Raw genomic sequence first — 23,698 nt, 5'->3', positions numbered from 1 at the left:
TATATCTGCCTGAAACGCATCTTCGAGAACAACAAACGACGGTTGTTCAGGACGCTGGAAGCCAGTCCGCAAGGGCGACACCACGGGAAAGCGCGATGTTAATCCTTGGCTCGACTACGCCTGGGCGCCTTGCTGCGGGCGTACAGTGAGTTCGAGGAACGTGTCGGCGCCATCGAACGTGGCCGTGGCAAGGGCGGGTGCGGGCAGAAGTTCTGGGACGCAGCTTGCCATTCTCGATTTCCGAGATTGAAGGAGCTTGTCCGGGCGTGAGCCAGGACATGGTTCGACCAGTGCTGCGAGCGATGAAATCAGAGGGGTTGATCGAATCGACTGGCAAGGGGCGAGGTGCGAAATGGAAGCGCATCACAGCAGGCACTTATGTTAGTACAGCGGTTCTGGCGATTGGCTACAAGATGGATCAATGAGGACTCTCGATGGATAACGTTTTCCAATTCCGCGACCAGCTCATCGAACGATACGGAAGCTTTTCCCGCAGCTTCGTTCGCATCGCTGCGCCAGATATCCAGGCCGAGGTCGAGTGCCAATATGCGCAAGGCCGCTACTGGCCTGAACCGCTGGTGCAGATTAACCCGAATTACCGACGCCAGGGCACGGTGCAGAACTTGGCGGCGCAGGGAGTATTGCACGCTACCTGCGCAGAGATCTTCCAGGTCGGGAAGTCTGCAGGTCCGCCAGAACCCCTGCATCTTTACACGCACCAGATGGAAGCCTTGGCCAAAGGCCAGGAACGCCAAAGCTATGTGGTCACGACCGGAACGGGGTCGGGGAAGTCCCTGTCCTTTTTCATCCCGATCATCGACCGCATTCTCAAGGCCAAGCAATCTGATGGCAAAGCACGTACCAGGGCCATTGTCATCTATCCGATGAATGCCCTGGCCAACAGCCAGCTGGAAGAACTCGACAAGTTTCTGCATGGCTATGCGCCAGAGCTTCGTCCCTTCACCGTCAAGCGCTACACCGGCCAGGAAAGCAAGGCGGAACGCAGCGCCATTGCGGATTACCCGCCCGATATCCTGCTCACTAACTTCATGATGCTGGAGTACATCCTCACGCGCTTCGACGAAGTGGATCGGCGTGTGGTGGAACACTGCGAGGGACTTGAGTTCCTGGTGCTGGATGAGTTGCATACCTATCGTGGCCGTCAAGGGGCGGACGTTGCCTTGTTAGTGCGGCGCCTGCGAGAGCGCTTGAAAGCCAAGCAACTGGTCTGCATCGGCACGTCGGCCACCATGTCAAGCACAGGTAGCCAAGCCGATCGCAACCGCGTGGTGGCCGATGTGGCTAGCAAACTTTTTGGCACCCAGATCAGCGAGCATGACGTCATCGGCGAGACCTTGGAGCGCGTCACCAACCCGCTCAAGGACGTCAACGCCATCCGCACAGAACTACCGGCGGCCATTATGCGAAAGCAGGATATCTGGGCTGACTTCGACGCCTTTCGCAATGATCCGTTATCCATCTGGGTGGAGTTGAACCTGGGTATCGAACTACCTGCCGACGAGCCTCCCAGGCGGGCGAGACCCATGATGTTGGAAGAGGCCAGCCGCCGTCTCGCCGAAGACGCCGGTTGCCAGCCTGAAGCGGCTCGCACCGCCCTGCAGCGCTTTCTAGTGGCTGCCCATGATGTGCGCACGCCCCAGGGCAGGCCGCCTTTCGCGTTCAAGCTGCACCAGTTCATCAGCGGTCCCGGCAAGGTGCTCACCACCCTGGAAGCGCGCGGCAAGCGCCATGTCACGCTGGATGCCCAGCGTTTCGCACCGGGTCGCCAGCAAGAAAATGTGCTGCTTTACCCCACGCACTTCTGCCGCGATTGCGGCCAGGAATACCTACCTGTCTGGCACGCACAGCAACCGGTCAGCTTCAGCTCACGTGAAATCGACGATATCGCAGCAGAAGACGACGCCAGCTATGGCTTCCTGTGTCCTCTGGTGCCCGGGCAGCAATACGGTGGCCTGCTCGAAGACCTGCCGGAAATCTGGATCGACCTCAGCCGTAGCGAACCTAAAATCAAGCCAGCCTACAAGAATGCCGTTCCCTATATGGTCACGGTCGATGCCAAAGGGCAAACGGGCTCGGGGACGGAGTTCTGGTTCATTCCGGGAAAGTTCCGCTTCTGCCTGAACTGCGGCACGACACACGAAGCCCACGGCAAGGATGCCAACCGCCTCTCCAGCCTGTCCGGCGAAGGCCGCTCTTCGGCCACTACCATGATTGCCCTAGCGGCCTTGCAGCAATTGTTCGAACTTTCCGAACTTGCGCCAGGGCAGCCTGACCCACGCAAGTTGCTTGGGTTTACTGACAACCGCCAGGATGCCGCTCTGCAGGCGGGACATTTCAACGACTTCATTTTCCTGCTGACGCTGCGTGCCGGCTTGATCGGCGCACTACAGGGCAGCGGCAGCCAACTCGATGAGGAGCACCTGGCCGAAAGCGTCTTCAAGGCCCTCGGCTTTCAAAGGGTCGATGAAGCGACCTTGGTGGAGTATCTGCGCACCCCCAAGCTCATGGGACTGGCCCGACAAGAAGCGCAACGCACATTGCGCTTCATCATTGCCTACCGGCTACTGCGTGATCTGCGGCGTGGCTGGCGCTTCAATAATCCGAATCTGGATCAACTCGGCCTGTTGCAGATTCGGTATCGAGACCTAGATGCCTTTTGCGCTGACGCCAGCATCTTTGCTGCAAACAGCACCTTGACCAAATTGACGGCAGTGCAGCGTACAGTTTTGTTCGAACTACTGTTCGACGCTTTGCGGCGCCATCTGTGCCTGGAAAGTCGTTACCTCGACCCGGTCGAGCAGGATAAGGCACGCACCAGCGCCCACACCTACCTGAATGAGCGTTGGGCCTTCGCCCCCGACGAGAAACTCGATACCGGCCGCTATCTCATCCTCGGCAAGCGCCCGGAATACAAGGGCAAGCCGCGCACCGACCTGGTGACAGGTGGTCCACGCTCTCGTCTGCTACGGCAAATAAAGACGGCCGCCTTCTGGCGCAACAGCGCCTGCGCCAGCGAGGTCGCGCAGTGGAAAGATGTCGAGTGGGCTAAGCTGACGGAAGCGCTGCTGGAGTCCGCCAAGGACTATGGCTATGTGCAGCGCCAACCTATCGACGCCCAGCTCGCAGGCTGGCGCCTGAACGCGGCTGCCCTGGACTGGTGCTTGATTGCCGATCAGCCGCAAACTGATAGCAATCGAATCAACCAGTATTTCCGCACCCTGTATCTCGGCATTGCTGACCTGCTGCGTCAGCCCTCGCATCCGCTGTTCGACTTCGAGGCCCAGGAACACACAGCCCAGGTGGATGCGCCACGTCGGCAGCTGCTGGAGCAGCGTTTTCGCTACACCGAAAAAGACAGGCAGGATTGGGCGCAGAACCCGGCCCACGAAGCACCGTTGGAGCGGCTGCCGGTGATGTTCTGCTCCCCCACGATGGAGCTGGGCGTGGATATCTCCGCGCTCAACACCGTGTACCTGCGTAATGTGCCGCCGACCCCCGCCAACTACGCCCAGCGCAGCGGCCGTGCCGGTCGCTCGGGTCAGCAGGCGCTGGTCATCACCTATTGCGCGGCGCTCAGTCCGCATGACCAGTGGTTCTTCCACAATGCTGAACAAATGGTGCATGGCGTCGTGCGCGCGCCAACCCTCGATCTGAGCAACCGTGATCTCATCGACAGCCACCTGCAAGCGGTCTGGCTTGCCAGTACCCAGGTGCCGCTGGACGACAGCATTGCGCCGATGCTGGATCTCGACCAGCCCGGTAAACCACTGAAACAGCCCTTACACGAAGCACTGCGGGCGCAGGCTGTCCAGCAGCGGGCCTTGGCCAGTGCCGACCGGGTCATCAACCAGCTTGAGGGCGAGCTTGAAGGCAGCGCCTGGTTCACGCCTGACTATGTGCGCCAGGTCATCGACAACGCGGCGCAGGCGTTCTCTGGGGCGCTGGAGCGCTGGCGTGTGCTGTTCGACGCTACCCGCCAGCAGATGGATATGGCCGATCGCATCGTCAAGAGCCATACCGCCTCGCATATGGAGCGCCAAAATGCCCAGCGCCGCTACGGCGACGCCGCGCGCCAGTACGCCGTATTGCTCAAGTCCGGCAACGGCCAGAACAATGACTTCTATACCTATCGCTACTTAGCCAGCCAAGGTTTTTTGCCAGGCTACAACTTCCCGCGCCTGCCGCTGATGGCCTGGATTCCCGCCCGTGGCGGCCAGGCCGTCAATGGCAAGGATGACGAAGGCAGCATGGTCAGCCGGCCGCGCTTCCTGGCCCTGTCCGAATTCGGCCCCCGTAGCCTCATTTATCACCAGGGTCGCATGTACCGCGTGGTGCGTGCCAAACTCAACGTAGGCAATACAGACCACATTTCCGGCAACAGCCAGTTAGCCACCATTGCCTCGTTGGTGTGCAGCCAATGCGGTTACGGCCATCTCGGCGAGCCCGGCGGCGAACAACCGCTGGTCAATCGCTGCGAGAACTGCGACGCCTTGCTTACCGAGCACGATTGGGTGCGCGAGCTCTACCGCATCGAAACCGTGGAGACCGTGGCCACCGAGCGCATCTCCATCAACGACGAGGAGCGCCAGCGTCAGGGCTTCGAGCTGCAAACCACCTACCGCTTTCTGCCCGGCCCCGATGGCCGTATCCAGCAGCAGAAGGCCACGATCCAACAAGGCGAGGACGTGCTAGGCGAGCTCACCTACGCGCCCGCTGCGCAAATCTGGCGCATTAATCGCGGCTGGCGCAGGCGCAAAGACAAGGAGCAACTGGGCTTCTACATCAATCCCATCACGGGCACCTGGAGCAAACAGGACGCACCGGATGCGGAAGACGACCAAGGCGGCGACGATGCTTTGCTGGAGAAGGTGCCCAACCAGCGCATCGTTCCTTTTGTGGAAGATCATCGCAATCTGCTGATCTTCGCTCCCGTACATGCCCTGTCGCTGGAGGCCATGGCCACTTTGCAGGCCGCGCTCAAGCGCGGCATCGAAATGACTTTCCAGATCGAGGAATCCGAACTGGTGGTCGAGCCACTGCCGAAGTCCGACGAGCGCCGCGCCTTGCTGTTCTACGAAGCGGCGGAAGGCGGTGCGGGTGTGCTCACTCGCCTGGCAAACAATCGCGACGACCTTGCACTCGTAGCCAGCAATGCCCTGCAACTGATTCACTATCGCAAACCGCAGAGCAGCATTTGGACGCTGGACGATCTGCCGTCACTGGAACAGACCGATGCACTTGGCAATCATCAGTGCGAAGCCGGCTGCTATCAGTGCCTGCTGTCCTACTTCAACCAGCCGGATCACGAACACATCAACCGCCGCAATGCGGATGCGCTCAAGCTGCTGGTCGCGCTGGCCAATGCTCGGGTACAGCCTGTGGGATGCAGCGCGCCCCCCGTTGCAGCGACGATCTTGGCAGACGAGCCCCTCGACGCCTGGCTGTCCGCGCTCAGCCAGGCAGGGGCCGTGCAACCTGATGCGGTCAACGTGTCCGTCAACAATGGCGTAGCCACTGCGGCGGCCCAGTACAAGGCATCTCGTGCTTTGGTGTTTCTGTCCGCTGTGGATGATCAGACCACCAGCGTACTGCAGGACAAAGGCTGGCAGGTGCTGGATTTCTCGGACGCTTCACGCTGGCCACAACAATTCGCCGCGCACGCCGATGTGTTCGGTTCCAAGGAATAAAGGCGCATGACGATCCTCGAACACGACTTTCTACCCGGCAACCTGGTGCGCGCCCGAGGCCGCGAATGGGTGGTGCAGAGCGACTCCCGCCGCGACTGGCTGCGCCTGCGCCCATTGAGCGGCGCCGATGACGAAAGCATCGCCCTGATCCCCGAGTTGGAACTGCATCCCGTCGAACCCGCCACCTTCGACTGGCCCGATCCTGCACGCGCCGGCAACCATGCCGCCGCGCTGTTGCTACGCGATGCCTTACGCCTGACCTTGCGCGCAGGCGCCGGCCCGTTCCGCTCCTTTGGCAATATCGCGGTGGAGCCTCGCGGCTACCAACTTGTGCCGTTGCTGATGGCACTGCGCCTGTCCACTGTGCGCCTGCTGATCGCTGATGACGTTGGCATCGGCAAGACCATCGAAGCCGGCCTGATCGCACGAGAGCTCATGGACCGTGGCGAAATCGCCCGCCTGGCCATTCTCTGCCCGCCACACCTTGTCGAGCAGTGGCAAAGTGAGTTGGAAACCCGCTTCAACCTTCAGGCCGTGGCGTTGACTTCGTCTTCGGCCTCCCGCATCGAACGTGATCTTCCGCATGGAGTGCGCCTGTTCGACCATCATCCCGTGGTGGTCGTCAGCCTGGACTACATCAAGAGCGAACGCCACCGCGAACAGTTTCTCGCTGCCGCCCCCGAATGCATCATCGTTGACGAGGCCCACACCTGCGCCAGCAGCGGCGCAGGCAAGCAATTGCGCTTCGAGTTGCTGCAACGCCTTGCCCGTGACGCGCAGCGACACCTGATTCTGCTGACCGCCACCCCTCACTCTGGTGACGAAACCGCCTTCTACAACTTGCTGTCGCTGCTCGATCCGCGCTTTGCGGCCTTGCAAGGCCGAATGACGGCCTCCGACCCGCTGCGTCAGGAATTGGCCCGCCACTTCGTCCAGCGCCGTCGCAAGGACATCGTTGAATGGCAGGCCGAGACCCATGACGGACGAGGTTTTCCCCGCCGCATGAAAACCGAGCTTACCTATCAACTCAGCGGCGAATGGGGCGCGTTCTTCGACGCCGTGCAGGATTATTGCCGCGAACTGGCTGAAACCGTTGAGCAGCAAGAACAGCAAGGCGGCGCGCGCCTCATCTGGTACGCCACCCTGGCATTGTTGCGCTGCGTGGCATCGTCGCCCGCAGCCGCCGTCAAGGCGTTGACCACACGGCTGGAAGGGACTGTGCCGGATGAGGCGCTTCTCGGCGATGAGCGCCTGCACGATGGCGAGGCCGATGACCTCTCCGGCAGTGATCTGGAGCCGCCAGCCCAGGTGCAGGACGCTGCGCCCCGCCTGCAAGCCTTGATCGCCGACGCGCAACGTCTTTCCGGCAAGGCCGGTGATCCAAAGCTGGCTGCGCTCATCCGGCATATTGACCTCCTGGTGAAGGATGGCTTCCACCCGGTGGTTTTCTGCCGCTACATCGCCACCGCCCATTACGTGGCCGAACACCTCAAGGCCGCTTTCCCCAAAGCCACCGTCGATGCCGTCACCGGCGAACTCACCCCCGAAGAACGCCGCGAGCGCGTGGACGACCTAGAGAATGCTGAGCAACGCATCCTGGTCGCCACCGACTGCCTCTCCGAAGGCATCAACCTGCAACATTTGTTCACCGCTGTCGTCCACTACGACCTGGCTTGGAACCCCACCCGCCACGAACAGCGCGAAGGCCGCGTCGATCGTTTCGGTCAGCAGGCCGATGAAGTGCGTTGCACCATGCTCTACGGGCAAGATAACCCGGTGGATGGCTTCGTGCTCAACGTCATCCTTAAGAAGGGCGAGGCCATTCAGAAGGAGCTCGGCGTGCTCGTTCCCATGCCCGAGGATGAAGCCCGCATCAATCAGGCCTTAGTCAAGGCGGCATTGATGAAACGCAGCGACAATCGCACCGCATCGCCGCAGGCCGTATTCGACTTTGGTGAGCCGGAGCAATTGCTCGCTCCACTGCAAGCCCGATGGCGTGACGCGCTGGAAAAGGCTAAGGCCAATCGCACTGTGTTCGCCCAGCGTCGCATCAAGCCAGACGAGGTGCTGCCCGAATGGCACAAACAACAACAGGCTCTGGGCACCCAGGCTGACGTGCAGCGTTTCCTGCAAAGCGCTTGTGTGCGGCTGGGGGCGCCGCTGGAAATCGGCCGCAAACAGACCGCACGTTTCTTGCCGCAGCACCTGCCCGAAGCCCTGCGCCAGCGCTTGGCCGATGAGGGCATCAACACACCCCAACTCATCGACTTTAGCGAACTGCATCGCAGCCATCCGTTGGTTGGCCTGCTGGCCCAGCATTTGCTGGAAGACGCACTCGGTGGCGAACGTCCGCTGGCCGCCCGTTGCGCTGCCACTCTTACCAATGACGTGGAGGTTGTCACCACCCTTTACCTTCTGCGTCTGCGCCACCAGCTCAGCTACGTGCGCCGCCGCGAACCCTTTCAGATGATGGCGGAGGAAACCGTTGCTCTGGCTGTGCAGGGCCGCAACGCTCCTCAATGGCTGGCTGACGACGGCGTGAGTCGCCTGCTCGAATGCACGCCCAGCGGTAACCTGCCGCCAGAGGCGGCACAGCGCGAAATCCGCACCGCGCTCGACTTCCTCGCCGCGCGCCCGCAGCAACTGCAAGCGGTAGCCCAACAGCGGGCCGATGCCCTGCTGGCCGACCACGAGCGCGTGCGCGAAGCCACCCGTGACGTCGGCCAGTACAGCGTCAGCCCCTGCCTGCCGGTCGATGTGATGGGCGTGTACGTACTGCTGCCTGACTCGCTGTAAGCCTCGGCCTGGAGAAGAACAACCATGAAACGCATCCGCAAGGCCCAGGCCACGCTCAACCTGCCCACCCTCAAGCTCGAAGGCGGCCTGTTCCTGCCCGATCAACTGGAAAAAGCAGCACAGGGTCGCGCCAGTGCCCAGAGCGAGGCCGACTACGTTACCCCCAAGGGCGTCAAGCTCAAGGACGAATACAGCCGCGCTTTCCAGATCGCCTGCGCCCAATGGCAGCACTTTGCCGCGCAGTTGGAGCGCGCCGACGTCGATGCTGCGCAGCTCACCACCGCCTTCGTCCACGAACTGCTGCGCGACGCCTTTGGCTACGCCGCCTTGCAAGCCGCGTCAGCGCAGCAAGTGGGTGAACTGCGTTACCCGGTCAGCCTCATGGCAGGCACATTACCCGTGCTGGTGGCCCCGCACACTCTGTGCCTGGATGAGGCCGACGCGCGATTTGCCGTGCAGGGCGGTGGCAACCGCAAGAAAGGCCCGTTCCAGGCGATGCAGGAATTGCTCAACGCCAGCGCAGCGCTGCAATGGGGCATCATCAGCAACGGCAAGCAACTGCGTCTGCTGCGCGACGCTGCCTCGCTCACCCGTCCCAGCTTTCTCGAAGTCGATCTGGCCGACCTTCTGGGCGGCCAGCGTTATGCCGAATTCGCCAACGTTTGGCGTCTACTGCATGCCAGTCGCGCATTCCGCCCCGGCCAAAGCGCTACGGCGTGCATCTGGGAACAATGGCGTAGCGAAGGCCAACAGGAAGGTACTCGCGTGCGCGATGGTCTGCGCAACGGCGTCGAGCAGGCCCTGCTGACCCTAGGTGCAGGCTTCCTGCAACACCCCGCCAACCATGCCCTGCGTGCCGCTCTGAACGACGGCACGCTCAGCAAGGATGAATATTTCCAACAACTGCTGCGCCTGATCTACCGGCTCATCTTCATGTTCACCGTGGAAGAGCGCGGCGTGCTGCACCCGCAGGAAGATAGCGCCGAAGCACAGGTTGCCCGCCGTGCCTATGCCGAAGGCTACGCCCTGGCCCGCCTGCGCGAACTCTGCCTCAAGCGCCGCGCCCGCACCCGTCATGACGACCAGTGGCAAGCCATCCGCATCGTGTTTCGCGGCCTGGCGCAAGGCGAGCCGCGCCTGGCGCTGCCCGCGCTGGGCGGCCTGTTCGCACCGGAGCAATGCCCCGATCTGGATAACGCCAGCCTGGATAACGCCCACTTGCTCGCCGCCCTGCAACACCTGCGCTGGGCAGTGGTCGCGCAAGGCAAGGGCAGCAGCCTCACCCCGGTGGACTACCGCAACATGGGGCCGGAAGAGCTGGGCAGCGTCTATGAAAGCCTGCTGGAACTGGTGCCCGCCATCGACCTGCCCGCGCGCACGTTCGGCTTCGTCGGCCGCACCGAAGAGGGCAGCACCGCCGGCAACGCACGCAAGCTCACCGGCAGCTACTACACCCCCGACAGCCTGGTGCAGGAGCTGATCAAGAGCGCGCTTGATCCCGTCATCGAACAGCGCCTGGCCGCGCAGCCGACCAACCCCACCGAGGCGCTGCTGGCCATCCGCGTCATCGACCCGGCCTGCGGCAGCGGCCATTTCCTGCTGGCCGCCGCCCGCCGTCTGGCGGAAAAGCTGGCCCAGTTGCGCAGCCTTGAAGGTGGGCAGGAAGGCGCCATGCAGCCGCAGGACTACCGCCACGCCCTGCGCGAAGTGGTGAGCCACTGCATCTACGGCGTGGACCGCAACCCCATGGCCATCGAACTGGCGCGCATGGCCTTGTGGCTGGAGGGCTACGAGGAAGGCCGCCCGCTGGGCTTTCTCGACCACCACCTGCAAGTGGGCGACGCCCTGCTGGGCCTGACCGACCTGACTGTGCTGGAACAAGGCGTCGCCAAGGATGCCTTCAAGCCCTTGAGCGGCGACGACAAGGACGTCTGCAAGGAACTGGCCAAGGCCAACGCCGCCGGTCTCAAGCAGATCGCCAAAGACCTGCAAGGCAAGCAGATGCTGCTGGGCGTGGACAACCGCAGCGGCCTGGAAGCCCTGCGCGCCATCGAAACCCTGCCCGCCGACACGCCCGAACAGGTCGCCGCCAAGGAACAAGCCTGGCGGCGCTTCCTAGAGGACTCCGCCCACAGCCCGCTGGCCCACGCCGCCGATGCGCTAGTAGGTGCCTACCTGCTGCCCAAGACGGAGGACACGGCAGAAACCGTACCCACCAGCATCACCCTGCATGCGCTACTGACAGCACCGGAACGCGCCCAGACCGAGCACGCCGACCCCATCGCCACTGCACGCACGGCCTGCGAGCAGGCCCGCGTGTTCCACTGGCCGCTGGCATTTCCGCAGGTATTCGCGCAAGGCGGCTTCGACTGCGTGCTGGGCAATCCGCCGTGGGAACGCATCAAGCTGCAAGAGGAAGAATTCTTCGCCACCCGCCACCACGACGTGGCGCAAGCCCGCAACAAGGCTGAACGCGCCCAGCGCATCCAGTGGCTCAGCGAAGGCATGCTAGCGCGCCACCTGTACCCCGACCTGGCCCACGAGGTGCATGAAGACGAGGCCGAAAAACGCCTCTACCGCGAATTCGTTAGCGCCCGCCGCACAGCGGAGGCAGCCAGCGTGTTTGCCCATGTGAAAGGCGTCGACGGGGGCCGCTATCCGCTGACCGGCGTGGGCGACGTGAACACCTACGCGCTGTTTGCCGAAACCATCCTGCAAATCCATGCCGACAGTGGCCGCGCCGGTTTCATCGTGCCCACCGGCATTGCTACCGACGACAGCACCAAGGAGTACTTCGGCCACATCACCCAGAACCGGCGGCTAGTCAGCCTGTACGACATCGAAAACCGCGAAGCGGTGTTCCCCTCCGTACACCGCAGCTACAAGTTTTGCCTGCTCACCCTGGGCGCGGCGGAACAGGCCGAGTTCGTCTGCTTTGCCACCCAGGTCAGCCAACTGGCCGACCCGCGCCGCCGCTTCACCCTGACGCCCGACGAATTTCGCCTCATCAACCCCAACACGCTCACCTGCCCGGTTTTCCGCAGCGAGCGCGATGCAGAACTGACCAAGAAGCTATACCGTGCCGCCCCGGTGCTGATGAGCGATGCCGTAACCGCAGGCGAGGGCAAGCAAGCCAAAGTGGTGGAACCTGAGCAAAACCCGTGGGGCATTTCGTTCATGCGCATGCTGGACATGTCCAACGACAGTCACCTGTTCAAAGACGAGCTAGCCGCCGACCACCTGCCGTTGTACGAGGCCAAGCTTATACACCAGTTCGACCACCGCTGGGCCACCTACACGGCGGACGGCAACAGTCGCGATGTCACAATGCCTGAAAAGGCCGACCCGGATTTCACCGTCACCCCGCGCTATTGGGTCAGTCGCGCCGAAGTGGAAGAACGTCTATGCAAACGCGACCGCGATGGCCGCGTGATCTGGCAATGGGAGCGGGATTGGTTGATGGGCTGGCGGCGCAATGCGAGAGCTACGGATGAACGTACAACTATTGCAACAGTGATGCCCTTAAGTGCCCAAGGAGACAGTGTTTTCCTGTGGCTTGTAAATGAGGCAATTTCAGTCGAACACTCTGCTGCGCTCCTTGGTAGCTTAGGAAGCCTTGCATTTGACTTTGTCGCAAGACAGAAAGTGGGGGGAGTTAATTTTAGTTTCTACTACTTTAAACAGCTCCCTGTACTCGCTCCCACTGGCTACACCGAAGCCGACCTCGCCTTCATCGTCCCGCGCGTACTGGAGCTGACCTACACTGCCCATGACCTCTCCAGTTGGGCACAAGACTTGGGCTACGACGGCGAACCCTTCCCTTTCGACCCCGACCGCCGCGCCACCCTGCGCGCCGAGCTCGATGCCTACTACGCCAAACTCTACGGCCTCACCCGCGACGAACTCCGCTACATCCTCGACCCCGCCGACGTCATGGGCGCCGACTACCCCAGCGAAACCTTCCGTGTGCTCAAGAACAAGGAACAGAAGGAGTTCGACGAATACCGTACTCAACGGCTGATCCTTGCAGCTTGGGATAAGCTGGAACGCGGAGAACTCAGATGAAGATCCTTGATCTGCAGAACGAATTCCGCGAACTGATCGCGCAACTCCGGCATGAGATCGAAGCCGCCAGTGCGATGGGGCAGTTTGATGCGCATAAGATTTCCGAGAACCTTATGTGCGGCCTTCTGCGAGAGCTGTGTGGCTGGACTGACTTGCGGAATCTGAACCACGAGCAAGCGAATTTTCCCGGAATTGATCTCGCAGACGATACGTGCCGAGTGGCGTTGCAGATAACGGCCACCGCAGACATCGGCAAGGTCAAATACACGCTGGAGCAATTTCTCAGTCGTGATTTGCACCAGCGTTACGACCGATTGATTGTCTATGTACTCACCTCCAAGCAAGGCAGTTACTCGCAAGCGGCCGTTGATTCGGTGTGCGAGAGCAAGCACAAGTTTTCAGCTGGCGATGATGTTTGGGACTACAAGGATCTGTGCACCCTGGCAGCCGATGCTGAACCACACAAGTTGCAAGCTGCGCTCAATCATTTGAAAGCCTATCTGCGCGGAGTGCCTGTTGGTTTCGCGGACGAGGACATCGATCCACCGTTGACACCATCGGAATCGCTGACCGCCAACCTCGTGGAACTCTATTTTCCGAGCAAGCTCTTCATTGCTCGATTGAGTGAGGATCTACTGAAAAAGCATGGAAAAAGAAGACCAGGCTTGTGGCGAACTACCATTAGAGAGTTTAACCAGGATAATGAACTCGCAGTTCCGTCTGCTTACGTAATCCACAGTGGTAATCTGGTGACGTTTCTTGATCTGACCGAGCGGAACAATCCCTATCAGCACTTGTGTGAGCTAGGGGCGGCAGAAGAACACCGCGCTTCTGATTACTGTTCGATCGACGATGACCACGAGCGTGTCTTTAAGTCACTGTTGAGATTTTCCCTGCAGCATCGCCTGTTCAAAGAACGTGTACGGTGGGAAAACGATATCGGTGAGTTTATATTCCTGCCTTTGGAAGATGGCTTCAACCAACGGGAGGTGGTGTGGCAAGGAGAGAAGAAAGCCAAGCGCAATGTCTTTTCAAGGCAATTCAACAAAAAAGACCCTTCAAAGGTTTTTCTGCAAAAGCATCTCTCGTTCGCTGTAGATTTTTTGCGTCTGGATGGTCATTGGTTCATGGCCATAACCCCCAGTTGGTTCTTTAGCTATGGGGCCAATTTCGAGCAGTCTGGTTTCAGTCACGACAACCTCAGCTGGATCAAGCGCCAGGAAAATAACCAGCAGGTGCTGAATCATTTTCGATTTATATCTGCTTGGCTGTCCTCAATTGACGACGAGGATCTTTTCTCAGATAAAGGGACAACGGACTCCTTCCTCTCATTTGGGCCTCCACTCATGCTGAACGGTGCCCCTCTCTGGAGGAGTCTGGCTGGAAAGCGCTGCCTACGATCAATGAAGAAGATTCGGCGCAGCCGAGAAGGATGTTCGGTTCATGAAACTGGTGCATGTCAACGAGCCAAGGCTTGAGTTTTTTGAGGGCTCACATGTTTGTCCTAGGCGCGGGATTGCAGCCTATGGGGTGTATGACAAAGGCTCTCTCACCCGGAGAACTCGAATCCTAATGGGAGCCATCGGCACTAGCAAAGACCTCGAAGATTTTTCGAGTCTGATCGAGCGAATGAAGTCTCCTATATCGGCTGATGTGGATGAACACAAGGGCAATCTTTTTCCAGACTTCTGTGGATTCAATGAGCGGGTTGGGTTTCATGCGGAACTTGCGTTCAACCAAGATTTAGGTCGCCCATTGAGACAATTGGATATCGAGAAAATTACGAAAATAAATAATAGAACGAAGCGTATAGAAGCAGTCCTCGACCTGTACTATGAGGAGATCAAGTTCCTCGCACAGAACAGGCCTGTCGATGTGATCGTTTGCGTGCTTTCCAAATCTGTTTACGATGCAGTCAGCAAAGATTCGGCGATAGAAGGCGACGAAAAGCTGGAAGAGAGTATCGAGGTTCAATCAGAGTTTAATTTCCGGCGGGCCTTGAAGGCGAAGGCCATGCACTTGGGCAAGCCGCTTCAATTGGTGCGTGCAGATTCACTGGCATCCGGCGCAAAGGGTCAGCAGGATGACGCAACCAAGGCTTGGAATCTCGCGACCGCGCTGTATTACAAGGCTGGCGCGACTAACCCATGGCGCCTTGAAAAGGCTGAAGGCAACACACTTTCTTGTGCCTTGGGTATCGCATTCTACCGAAGCAGAGACAAGAAGACGCTTAACACCAGCTTGGCTCAGGTTTTCGATGAATTGGGTAATGGATTGATTTTGCGGGGCACGCCTGTGCATCTCGACAAAGGAGATAGAGTCCCAAAGCTATCGGAGGAGCAGGCATATACCTTGTTCAAGGCTGCGCTTGAGGAGTATCGCAATGCGATGCGAACGTACCCTGGCAGGGTCGTTGTTCACAAGACATCAAATTTCTCTGACCTGGAGATTTCAGGTCTCATGAGTGCGGCCTCGGATTTGCGTATCGATACAGTTGATTTTGTGACGGTGATGGATTCTCGACTTCGACTCTTTAGGACTGGAGCATATCCTCCTTATCGAGGTACATCCCTAGTCCTTGATGACCAGCGGCAGTTGCTCTATACCCGAGGCTCAATCTGGTACTACAAGACCTATCCTGGGATGTACATTCCTCAGCCACTTGAGTTGCGCGTGATCCGCTCGGAGCAAAGCCCCGCCTTTCTGGCTAGGGAAATCCTCGGACTAACAAAAATGAACTGGAACAACACCCAGCTTGATGGAAAGTACCCCATCACGCTTAGTTGCGCCAGAAAGGTGGGGGAGATCATGAAGTATTTGGATGAACATGATCGACCACAAATTCGCTATGGCTACTACATGTAATCTGCGGGACAGAACATGCTTACTCATCTCAAACTGGAGAACTTCAAGATCTGGCGCACAACGGGGCCTGTGCGACTCGCCCCTATCACTCTGCTGCTGGGTGCCAATTCATCGGGTAAGTCCAGTCTGATCCAAAGCCTGCTGCTCATCCGTCAGACCGTCAAGGGCGATGATCCGAATCTGGATCTCAATCTAGGTAACCCCGATACCAGCGACTCCGTCACACTCGGCCAGTTCAAGGACGTGCTGTGTCGCCATGGTGCAGCAACAGAAAGCACGGCGTCCAATCAAGTAGGTATCGAGTTTCGCTGGAGCGAAACGGGAAATGCTGCTGAATCGGCGATTTTCTCGGCACGCTACCGCAAAGGTCAGTCCGGTAGTGCTGAATTGGAGTTCCTGCGCTTGGGTAAAGACGGTCAAGGCTTCAGTGTGGAACGTCGCAAGCCCGGGATTTATCGCCTCACGCTGGGCAATCAAATCAAACCTTTGGGGCAAAGCGCGGATTTTCGTCCGCAGCGTTCGTTTGCATTTTCAGCCTCTACGCTCAACAAGCTGGGTGTGCAGGGTGAGGTGATTCGGCCGGTTGGTCCGGCGCTGCTGAACGAGTTGGGCCGCATCATCTACCTTGGCCCCGTGCGCCGCTTGGCCCAGCGTGACTATGTATGGGCGGGGCGTACGCCTGCCCATATCGGTGACGACGGCGCCAAAGCCGTGGATGCGTTGATTGCCAGCGGTGTAGCGTGCCAGCAGGCCAATAGGCGTAGTCAAGCCTTGCCAACGGAAGCCTATCTCTTTGAGCAGACGGTTCATTGGCTGAAGGAGATGAATCTGGCGCACGGTCTTTCCATCCGAGCCCTTGGCAATTCAGCGCGTCATGAGTTGCTGGTGGAAGCCGATGGCCAGGCCAGTAACCTCAAAGACGTTGGAGTTGGAGTGTCGCAGGTGCTTCCTGTCATTGTGGCCGCCCTGTTCGCACAGCCCGGCCATATCGTGATCGTCGAAGAGCCGGAAAGCCATCTACACCCTCTGGCACAGAGCAAGCTGGCTGAATTGCTGGCTAAGGTTAGCAAGGAGCGCAACGTTCAGTTCATCGTCGAGACGCATTCAGAACATTTGTTCCGCCGCATGCAGACCTTGATTGCCCGCGAAGAAGTGTCCGTTGCTGACGCCGCCATGTATTTCGTTGAACGTGATGGCAAAAATGCCAACCTTCTGTCTTTGGAAGTTGATGATCTTGGGCGGGTAAAAAACTGGCCCAAGCATTTTTTTGGAGACACCTTGGGGGAGACTCGCGAGCAAACGGCGCTAGCCATCAAACGAGCGAAAGAGTTGAGAGCAAAAGATGGCGATGTTCCTAATTGATACCAACGTGATGCTCGCCGCCAGTGCGATCTCCGAGCTGTCCAACGTCGCTACACGCGCCATGCCGCGCGAGATTGAACTGCGTGAGTCGGTCTACGAGTGGCTGGTGCAGTTCGATCAGTCGGACGACCATATGGTGCTGGATGACGCCGGGTTGGTGCTGGCGGAGTACGAGCGCAACATGCCGTACAACTGGCAGGAACAGGAATACGGGCTGCAGGTGTTGCAGAGCAAGCGTGATCGGATGCAGGTCGATGATGTGCCAATCGACACGTTCGAAGGCAACGGGGAACATATCGCCGTGTTGGCAGCTGAACACGAAGCTATCGTCACCGACCGTGAGGATCGCAAGTGGGTTGCTTGTGCATTGGCCGCGATGATTATGTTCGAAGAATCACCTTCTATCGTCTACGGTGCGGAAACTGACTGGCATATCGCAAGAACGCAATTGGAGGAATTCGGAATTTTCTTTCTGCCCTTGCTGCCTGCTGCGTGGTATCAGGACAGGGTTAGGTGCCTATGACGACCGACTTCTTCCGCTTCCCTACCACTCCGCACCTCGCGTGGCTGGCCAAAGACGGCATGCCACGCGATGACAAGGTGTTGTCGCCCGCAGAAGCGCAGGTGCTGTTGTCCGGCGATGTGGTCGTGGAGGAGAAGCTCGACGGTGCGAACCTCGGCCTGTCTCTATCACCCGACGGCACCGTGCTTGCTCAGAATCGCGGCCAGTATCTGGGCGAGCCCTATGTTGGTCAGTTTGCGCGTTTACCCGCCTGGCTGGCGCAGCAAAAATCCAGCTTGCTTGCCGTGCTGCGTCCTGAGTTGATGCTGTTCGGCGAATGGTGCGCCGCACGCCATTCACTGGATTACGACACGTTGCCCGACTGGTTTCTGTTGTTCGATGTCTATGACCGCAGAAAGAGGCGTTTTTGGAGCACCTCCCGGCGCAACGCGCTGGCCTCAGAAGTCGAATTGTTCACTGTGCCGCGGATATCGAGTGGCCGCACCACCCTGGCGGCGCTGAAGCAATTGGTTATGGATACAGCTAGTCACTATCGCGCCGAGCTGCCGCTGGAAGGTGTGGTGGTACGGCGCGAATCAGTTGACTGGTGCGAGGCGCGTGCCAAGTTGGTGCGCCCGGATTTCGCCCAAGCGATCGACACCCATTGGCGCAAGCGCGCCATCGAGTGGAACCGGGTAGATTGGACGCGGACATGAATCCTCTGCAACGCACCATCATCGAAAAAGCCGGCCACGACAACGGCTTCGAGCACGTGCTGTCATCCGCTGGCGATGCGGTCATACTGGCTTCGGCTCGTCATCGAAGCCAGGCGGCGGTGACAGCATTGGTCGGAGGCTTCGAGGTGCGCTTTCAACCAGCCACGCCCGCGCTGCTGCCGGAGTTGTTGCGCAGCTTCCAACCTTGGGTCGGAGCCGATGACGTGTTTTTTGTGCCGACTCTGCCAGATTTGGCGGCTCTCTTGCGTCGCACGGCCAGCCTGTCGCAGGCCTTGCCGAATCAGCCCGTGCGCGACTACCACGTGGCCGTGGTGCAAGCTGTCGAGACGATGTCTGCCGAAGCCCGGGGCACGGAAGTCGAACGCCTGGTTCGTCAGCGTGTGGGGCAGGCGCGTTACCGTGATGCCTTGCTGACCTACTGGGGCGGTTCCTGCGCAGTGACTGGCGTCGCGGTGACTGAAGCCCTGCGTGCCAGCCATGCCAAACCCTGGGCCGAATGTGCCGACGATGCCGAGCGGTTGGATGCCTTCAACGGCTTTCTGCTGGTGGCCAATCTCGATGCGCTGTTCGATCGCTTTCTGATCAGCTTCGACGATGCCGGGTATCTGCTGACCAGCACCCGCCTGTCCCAAAGCGATCTACCTGGGCTTGGCGTTCATTCGGGAATGACGTTGCGCTGGCTGGCCAGCGAGCACCGGCATTATTTACAGTGGCACCGCGAGCGCTTCCTGCTCGGTGCCTGATCGAAGGAAAAACATGGCCAAGGCCGAAGCAAGCGTTGAAGAACTGGTATCAATGATCGAGCGGGGCGAACTGCGCTTGCCAGAGATGCAGCGCCAGTATGTGTGGCGCTCCACGCGAGTGCGCGATCTGCTGGATTCGCTGTATCGCGGCTACCCATCGGGCGCAATCCTGCTTTGGGAAACGGATGAAGCTGTGCCGCTGCAGGATTTCGCGGTCAGCCAGAGCACGAATCCTTACCAGAGCACGCGGCTTCTGCTGGATGGTCAGCAGCGTCTGACATCGCTCTCTGCCGTTATTCGCGGCGAGCCAGTATCGGTGCGCGGCCGTCGTCGGCCTATCGACTTGCTGTTCAACTTGGAGCATCCCGACCAGTTGGCGGTCGTGACCGAAGTGGAAGAGAACGGCGACGATGAGGACGATGCCGACGACGATAGCGAACTGATTGGCGATGAGACGGACTCGACCGAGGACGAACTGCTCAAGCGCTTCAACAAGATGACTTTCGTTGTGGCCACGAGGAAGCTGGAGCGGTTGCCGCATTGGGTGAAAGTGTCGGAAGTGTTCAAGACCGACAACGATGCGCCTTTCCTCAAACGTGCCGGTATCAGTGGTTTTGACGATCCGCGGTACGAGAAGTACAGCCAGCGCCTGGCCCGGTTACGTGGCATCCGCAAGTACGTTTATCGGATGGACGTGCTGGAACGCACGCTTTCCTACGATGAAGTCACGGAAATCTTCGTCCGGGTCAATTCACTGGGCGCCAAGCTGCGCAGTTCCGACTTGGCTCTGGCTCAGATCACCGCCAAGTGGCGGCACTCGCTGCAGACTTTCCAGGATTTCCAGAAGGCATGCGCCAAGACGGGCTTTGACCTTGATCTCGGTTTGCACTTAAAGAATCTGATGGCGTTTGCCACCGGTCAATCACGTTTCCAGATCGTGGGTAGCCTGAATGTGGAGAAGCTGCAGAAGGCATGGAAAGAAGCCTGCGATGGCATGGAATTCGCGCTCAACTTCCTGCGCAGCAATCTTGGCATCGATAGCCCGGCACTGTTGTCGTCGCCTTTCCTGCTGGTAGTGCTGGCGTATTTCGGGCATAGCCGCAACTATGCGCTGAGCAACGATGAGGCCCGCCAACTGCGCTACTGGGCGCTGATGGCCAATGCCAAAGGCCGCTTCTCCCGAGGCTCCAGCGAAACCATTCTGGATCAGGATTTGGCAAGTATTCGTCAGGGCGGAGCGGTGAGCGAGCTGATCGACCGACTACGTCTGCAGTTCGGCCGCCTGGACATTACCGCGGAGGAGTTGGAAGGCCGCAACCAGCGCAGCGCGCTGTTCAAGACCATGTTCCTGGCTTTCCGCGCTGCCGGTACGAAAGATTGGCGCAGCCATCTGGCCATTGCTCTGGATCATTCGGGCGTCCAGCATCGCTTGCAGTTCCATCACATCTTTCCCAAGGCCGTACTGAAGACCAGCTTCACTGCCCGCGAGGCGGATGACATCGCCAATCTTGCCTTCATCGGCGGCAAGACGAATCGCGCGATCAGCGATAAGGCTCCGGCGGTTTACCTGCCCCGCTGGTGGACCAGCTTGGCGAGCCAGCGTTCGCAGCACAGTGCATCCCGGTTGAGGCATCGCTGCTGGAGGTGGAAAACTACAAGGCTTTCTTACTTGAGCGACGCAAGAGGATTGCAACGGCGATCAATGCGTTTGTTGGGCCTGCAGATTGAGCCAGCGGATGGCTGTGTTTGTGTAGTCTTATGGCCGCCTATTGAAGTAATCACGCAGTGTTGGCGCCCGCACGCATTGAACATCGAGAGCTACGAACTTCTGACGTACCCCGTCGGCTACAACCCGGTGCTCGAACGCTAGCGCGCCGGGCACCAGCTAGGCTGGGCTTATGTGTTGCTTAGCGGCGCCTAGATCTAAGAGAGCTTGCGATTTGCCTCAGCAACCGCCTCCTCAAAGCGCCTGACGAACTCGACCAGATCCAGGCCGCAGTGCATGCAGATGTCCCGCAACTCCAGAAGGTCGAGCCGGCGCTGACCCCGTTCGACGTTGCTGACGTAGGACTGCGGACGCACCAACAGGACCGCAAGGTCCGCCTGATCGAGCTTGGCCTCGTCTCGCATCTTGCGAACGAGCTTGGTCAGGATCTTGTACTCCGGTCGATGGATCGATTTCTTGGCCATGTGGTGTCCCTCCGTTGGTAGCCACATAGACCATAAATCTGCTTTTCACATATCCGAAAAACGGATATGCTCGGGTCGGGGCGTCCTTGGGTGTGACCACCAGCCAGGCAGCGCAGTCGCGACGGCGCCCCCGAAATGCCGGCGTACGCGGACGCACCGACCAGCAACGGAAGATGTCACATGCCTTGGGACACGGTAGGTAGTGGGCGGAGCTTTGCCTTTGAGGATGGTTCGGGTGTGCGGGTGAAGCTGGGGGACTGCGCCGGTGGGGCAGTGGACGTGTCGCGCCGGCTTTCTTCTACGACACATAGAGTGAGCTGGAACGACCGTCGATGGAGAGCGAAGCAGCGCCCAAGCGTGCTCGCGGTCGCAATCGCGACAGTCGTGGCAGCCCTCTGCACGCCGGCAGTGGCCGCGCAGCAGAGTCGCGAGCGTGATCCGCAAAAGGACGATAAGCAGACTGAAGCCAACGCCACCCAACTCGACACCATTCAAGTCACCGGCACCCGCATCCGCGGCGGCACGACGCCGTCGCCGGTGGTGAGCATCGGGATCGAGGCCATCCGGCAGGAGGGCTTTTCCGATTTAGGGGAGGTGACCCGCAGCCTGCCGCAGAACTACGCCGGCGGGCAGAATCCGGGCGTCGTGCCATTCACGGTCTCGGGGGCGGGTGGGCAGAACACCAATGTCACCGGCGGATCGTCGCTGAACCTCCGTGGCTTGGGCCAGGATGCCTCACTGACGCTGCTCAATGGTCGCCGCATGGCGTACGGCGGCGTCTCGCAAGGGGTGGACATCTCGGCAATTCCGGTCGAGGCGGTGGAGCGTATCGATATCGTCCCGGATGGGGCCTCTGCGATCTACGGCTCCGATGCGGTCGGCGGTGTGGCCAACGTGGTGCTGCGGCGCAGCTTCGATGGGCTCGCGGTGGGCGCGCGGTACGGCGGCGCGACATCCGGCGGCCTGGCCACGCGGGAGTACGCAGCCACCGCCGGCACCACCTGGAACAGCGGCGGGCTCATCGCCACGTTCAAGGATGTCGCCACCGATGCCATCTACGCGCGTCAGCGGGCCTATACCGCGCACCTGCGCGACCCGTGGACGCTGTACCCCGAGAGCGACCAGCGCAGCGGGCTGCTCAGAGTGCATCAGCAGTTGGGCGCGTCGGTGGAAGTCGGTCTGGATGCGCTCCGGACCACGCGTACCCAGGACTATGGCGTCTACAACGATGTCGGCAACCAGTTCGTCCGCGCCATGCCAAAGACCACCACATGGCTGGCCTCGCCCAGCGTGACGTGGTTCCTGCCCAACGACTGGACGGTCAGCACCTCCGCGGCCTGGGCCCGTACCCGTCACGAACAGGTCCAGACCACCGAGCGGCTGACGACGGGTACGCGCTCGGTCACGGACCTGTGCGTCTGTTCCGGTAGCCGAGTTGTGGAGGTGGGCGCGGAAGGGCCGCTGTTTGCGCTGCCGGCAGGTGATGTCCGCGTGGCGATGGGTGCCGGAGAGCGACAGAACGATTTCCGGGAATACAACCGTGTCGCCGATGTCGCGACGATCGACGGGGAAGACTCCAGCCGCTTTGCGTACGCGGAGTTGAACCTGCCGCTGCGTCGGCCGGGGCAGGATGGGGCAGGGCGGCTCGAGCTTTCGGCTGCCGTGCGCGGTGAGGACTACGCGAGCTTTGGCAGCGTGCAGACTCCCAAGCTCGGGCTGATTTATACGCCCAGCGCGGACCTCACACTGAAGGGCTCGTGGGGACGGTCGTTCAAGGCGCCTACGCTGTACCAGTTGCTGCGCAGCGAGCAGGTGGTGCTGCGCTCGGCGGCAAGTAGCGGGGGCACAGAGTTACCGCCCTCGGCCACCGTGATGTATCTCGATGGCGGCAATCCGGACCTGCAGCCGGAGCGGGCACGCACCTGGACGGCCTCGGTCGCGCTGCATCCGCGGACGTTGCCCGGCTTCGACGCCGAGTTGACCTGGTTCGATATCGACTTCACCGATCGCGTGGTGCAGCCGATCACTGATCCCACGCAGGCGCTGAGCAATCCGGCGTATGCCGAGTTCGTACAGTGGGCGCCCTCGGCAGAAGCACAGGCGGCGCTGATCGCCCGCGACGGCGACGGCCTGATCACCAACCAGGCGGGGCGCCCCTACGTGCCGGCCGACGTAGCGGCCGTGGTGTTCTTCCAGTTCCGCAATGCGGCGGCGCAGCGGATACGTGGGCTGGATGTCTCCGGTGCGTACCGCTGGGACCTGGCGTCCGGGCGGCTCACGCTGCGCGGTGCGGCGAGTTGGCTCGATAGCGTGCAGCGGTTCTCCACGGCGGACTTCGATCTTGCCGGCACCCTGCACAACCCCCTGCGTTCTCGGGGCGCCTTGGTGCCGTTTGGGCCGCGGGCCCGGTGACGGCGTCGACGTTCATCAACCACAAGCAGGGTTTGAAGAACGTGGTGGCCGAGACGCGGACGGCCTCCTACACAACGGTCGATGCGACTTTTCGCTATGCCTGGGAGGGGGCGGGTGGGCGAAGCCCGGGCTGGGTGGTCGCGCTCAATGTGCAGAACCTCTTCAACCGCGCGCCGCCGCTGCACGACATCGCCACGGTCACGCCGTTCCAGGTGCCGCCCTACGACGCCACCAATTTCTCCCCGATCGGCCGCTTCGCCAGCGTGTCCGTGACCCGGCACTGGTGAGTCGCCATGAGATATGAATGGAACGCTGGAC

General features: G+C 60.3%; 7 protein-coding genes and 2 pseudogenes. 8 read left to right on the top strand and 1 reads right to left on the bottom strand.

All coding sequences use genetic code 11. The features are described from left to right. Positions 1–434 precede the first annotated feature (434 nt). From BEN78_15225 to BEN78_15195, 7 genes and pseudogenes are all read left to right on the top strand, one after another. Positions 435–5,708 (top strand): DEAD/DEAH box helicase, encoded by a 5,274-nt coding sequence (locus tag BEN78_15225; protein ASR44509.1) that lies wholly within the window; start codon positions 435–437, stop codon positions 5,706–5,708. A gap of 6 nt (positions 5,709–5,714) precedes the next feature. Continuing rightward, positions 5,715–8,504: a helicase SNF2 gene (locus BEN78_15220; GenBank protein ASR44508.1), complete on the top strand. Its 2,790-nt coding sequence runs from the start codon at positions 5,715–5,717 to the stop codon at positions 8,502–8,504. A gap of 24 nt (positions 8,505–8,528) precedes the next feature. Continuing rightward, entirely contained in the window at positions 8,529–12,569 is a 4,041-nt protein-coding gene (locus tag BEN78_15215) for a restriction endonuclease (protein ASR44507.1), read from the top strand. A 4,207-nt stretch (positions 12,570–16,776) separates the two neighbouring features. After that, a complete protein-coding gene (locus tag BEN78_15210; protein ID ASR44506.1) occupies positions 16,777–17,319 on the top strand; it encodes a hypothetical protein in 543 nt (180 codons plus the stop codon). Then, positions 17,316–18,014 (top strand): DNA ligase, encoded by a 699-nt coding sequence (locus tag BEN78_15205; GenBank protein ID ASR44505.1) that lies wholly within the window; start codon positions 17,316–17,318, stop codon positions 18,012–18,014. Before BEN78_15210 ends, BEN78_15205 begins: the two co-directional genes overlap by 4 nt. Next, positions 18,011–18,778 (top strand): restriction endonuclease, encoded by a 768-nt coding sequence (locus BEN78_15200; protein ID ASR44504.1) that lies wholly within the window; start codon positions 18,011–18,013, stop codon positions 18,776–18,778. The genes BEN78_15205 and BEN78_15200 overlap by 4 nt, the downstream gene beginning before the upstream one ends. A gap of 13 nt (positions 18,779–18,791) precedes the next feature. Next, positions 18,792–20,506, top strand: a pseudogene (locus BEN78_15195) (hypothetical protein). A 195-nt stretch (positions 20,507–20,701) separates the two neighbouring features. Here BEN78_15195 and BEN78_15190 read toward each other — a convergent pair. Further along, on the bottom strand, positions 20,702–20,968 hold the full coding sequence (locus BEN78_15190) for a transcriptional regulator (protein ASR45179.1): 267 nt from the start codon (positions 20,966–20,968) through the stop codon (positions 20,702–20,704). Positions 20,969–21,457: 489 nt separating this feature from the next. Here BEN78_15190 and BEN78_15185 point away from each other — a divergent pair. Further along, positions 21,458–23,667, top strand: a pseudogene (locus BEN78_15185) (TonB-dependent receptor). Positions 23,668–23,698: the final 31 nt, after the last annotated feature.

The organism is Xanthomonas citri pv. mangiferaeindicae (genome assembly GCA_002240395.1).
GTDB lineage: Bacteria > Pseudomonadota > Gammaproteobacteria > Xanthomonadales > Xanthomonadaceae > Luteimonas > Luteimonas citri_A.
The sequence above is the reverse complement of the archived record's forward strand: the minus strand, read 5'-3'. Positions and strand labels throughout refer to the sequence as shown.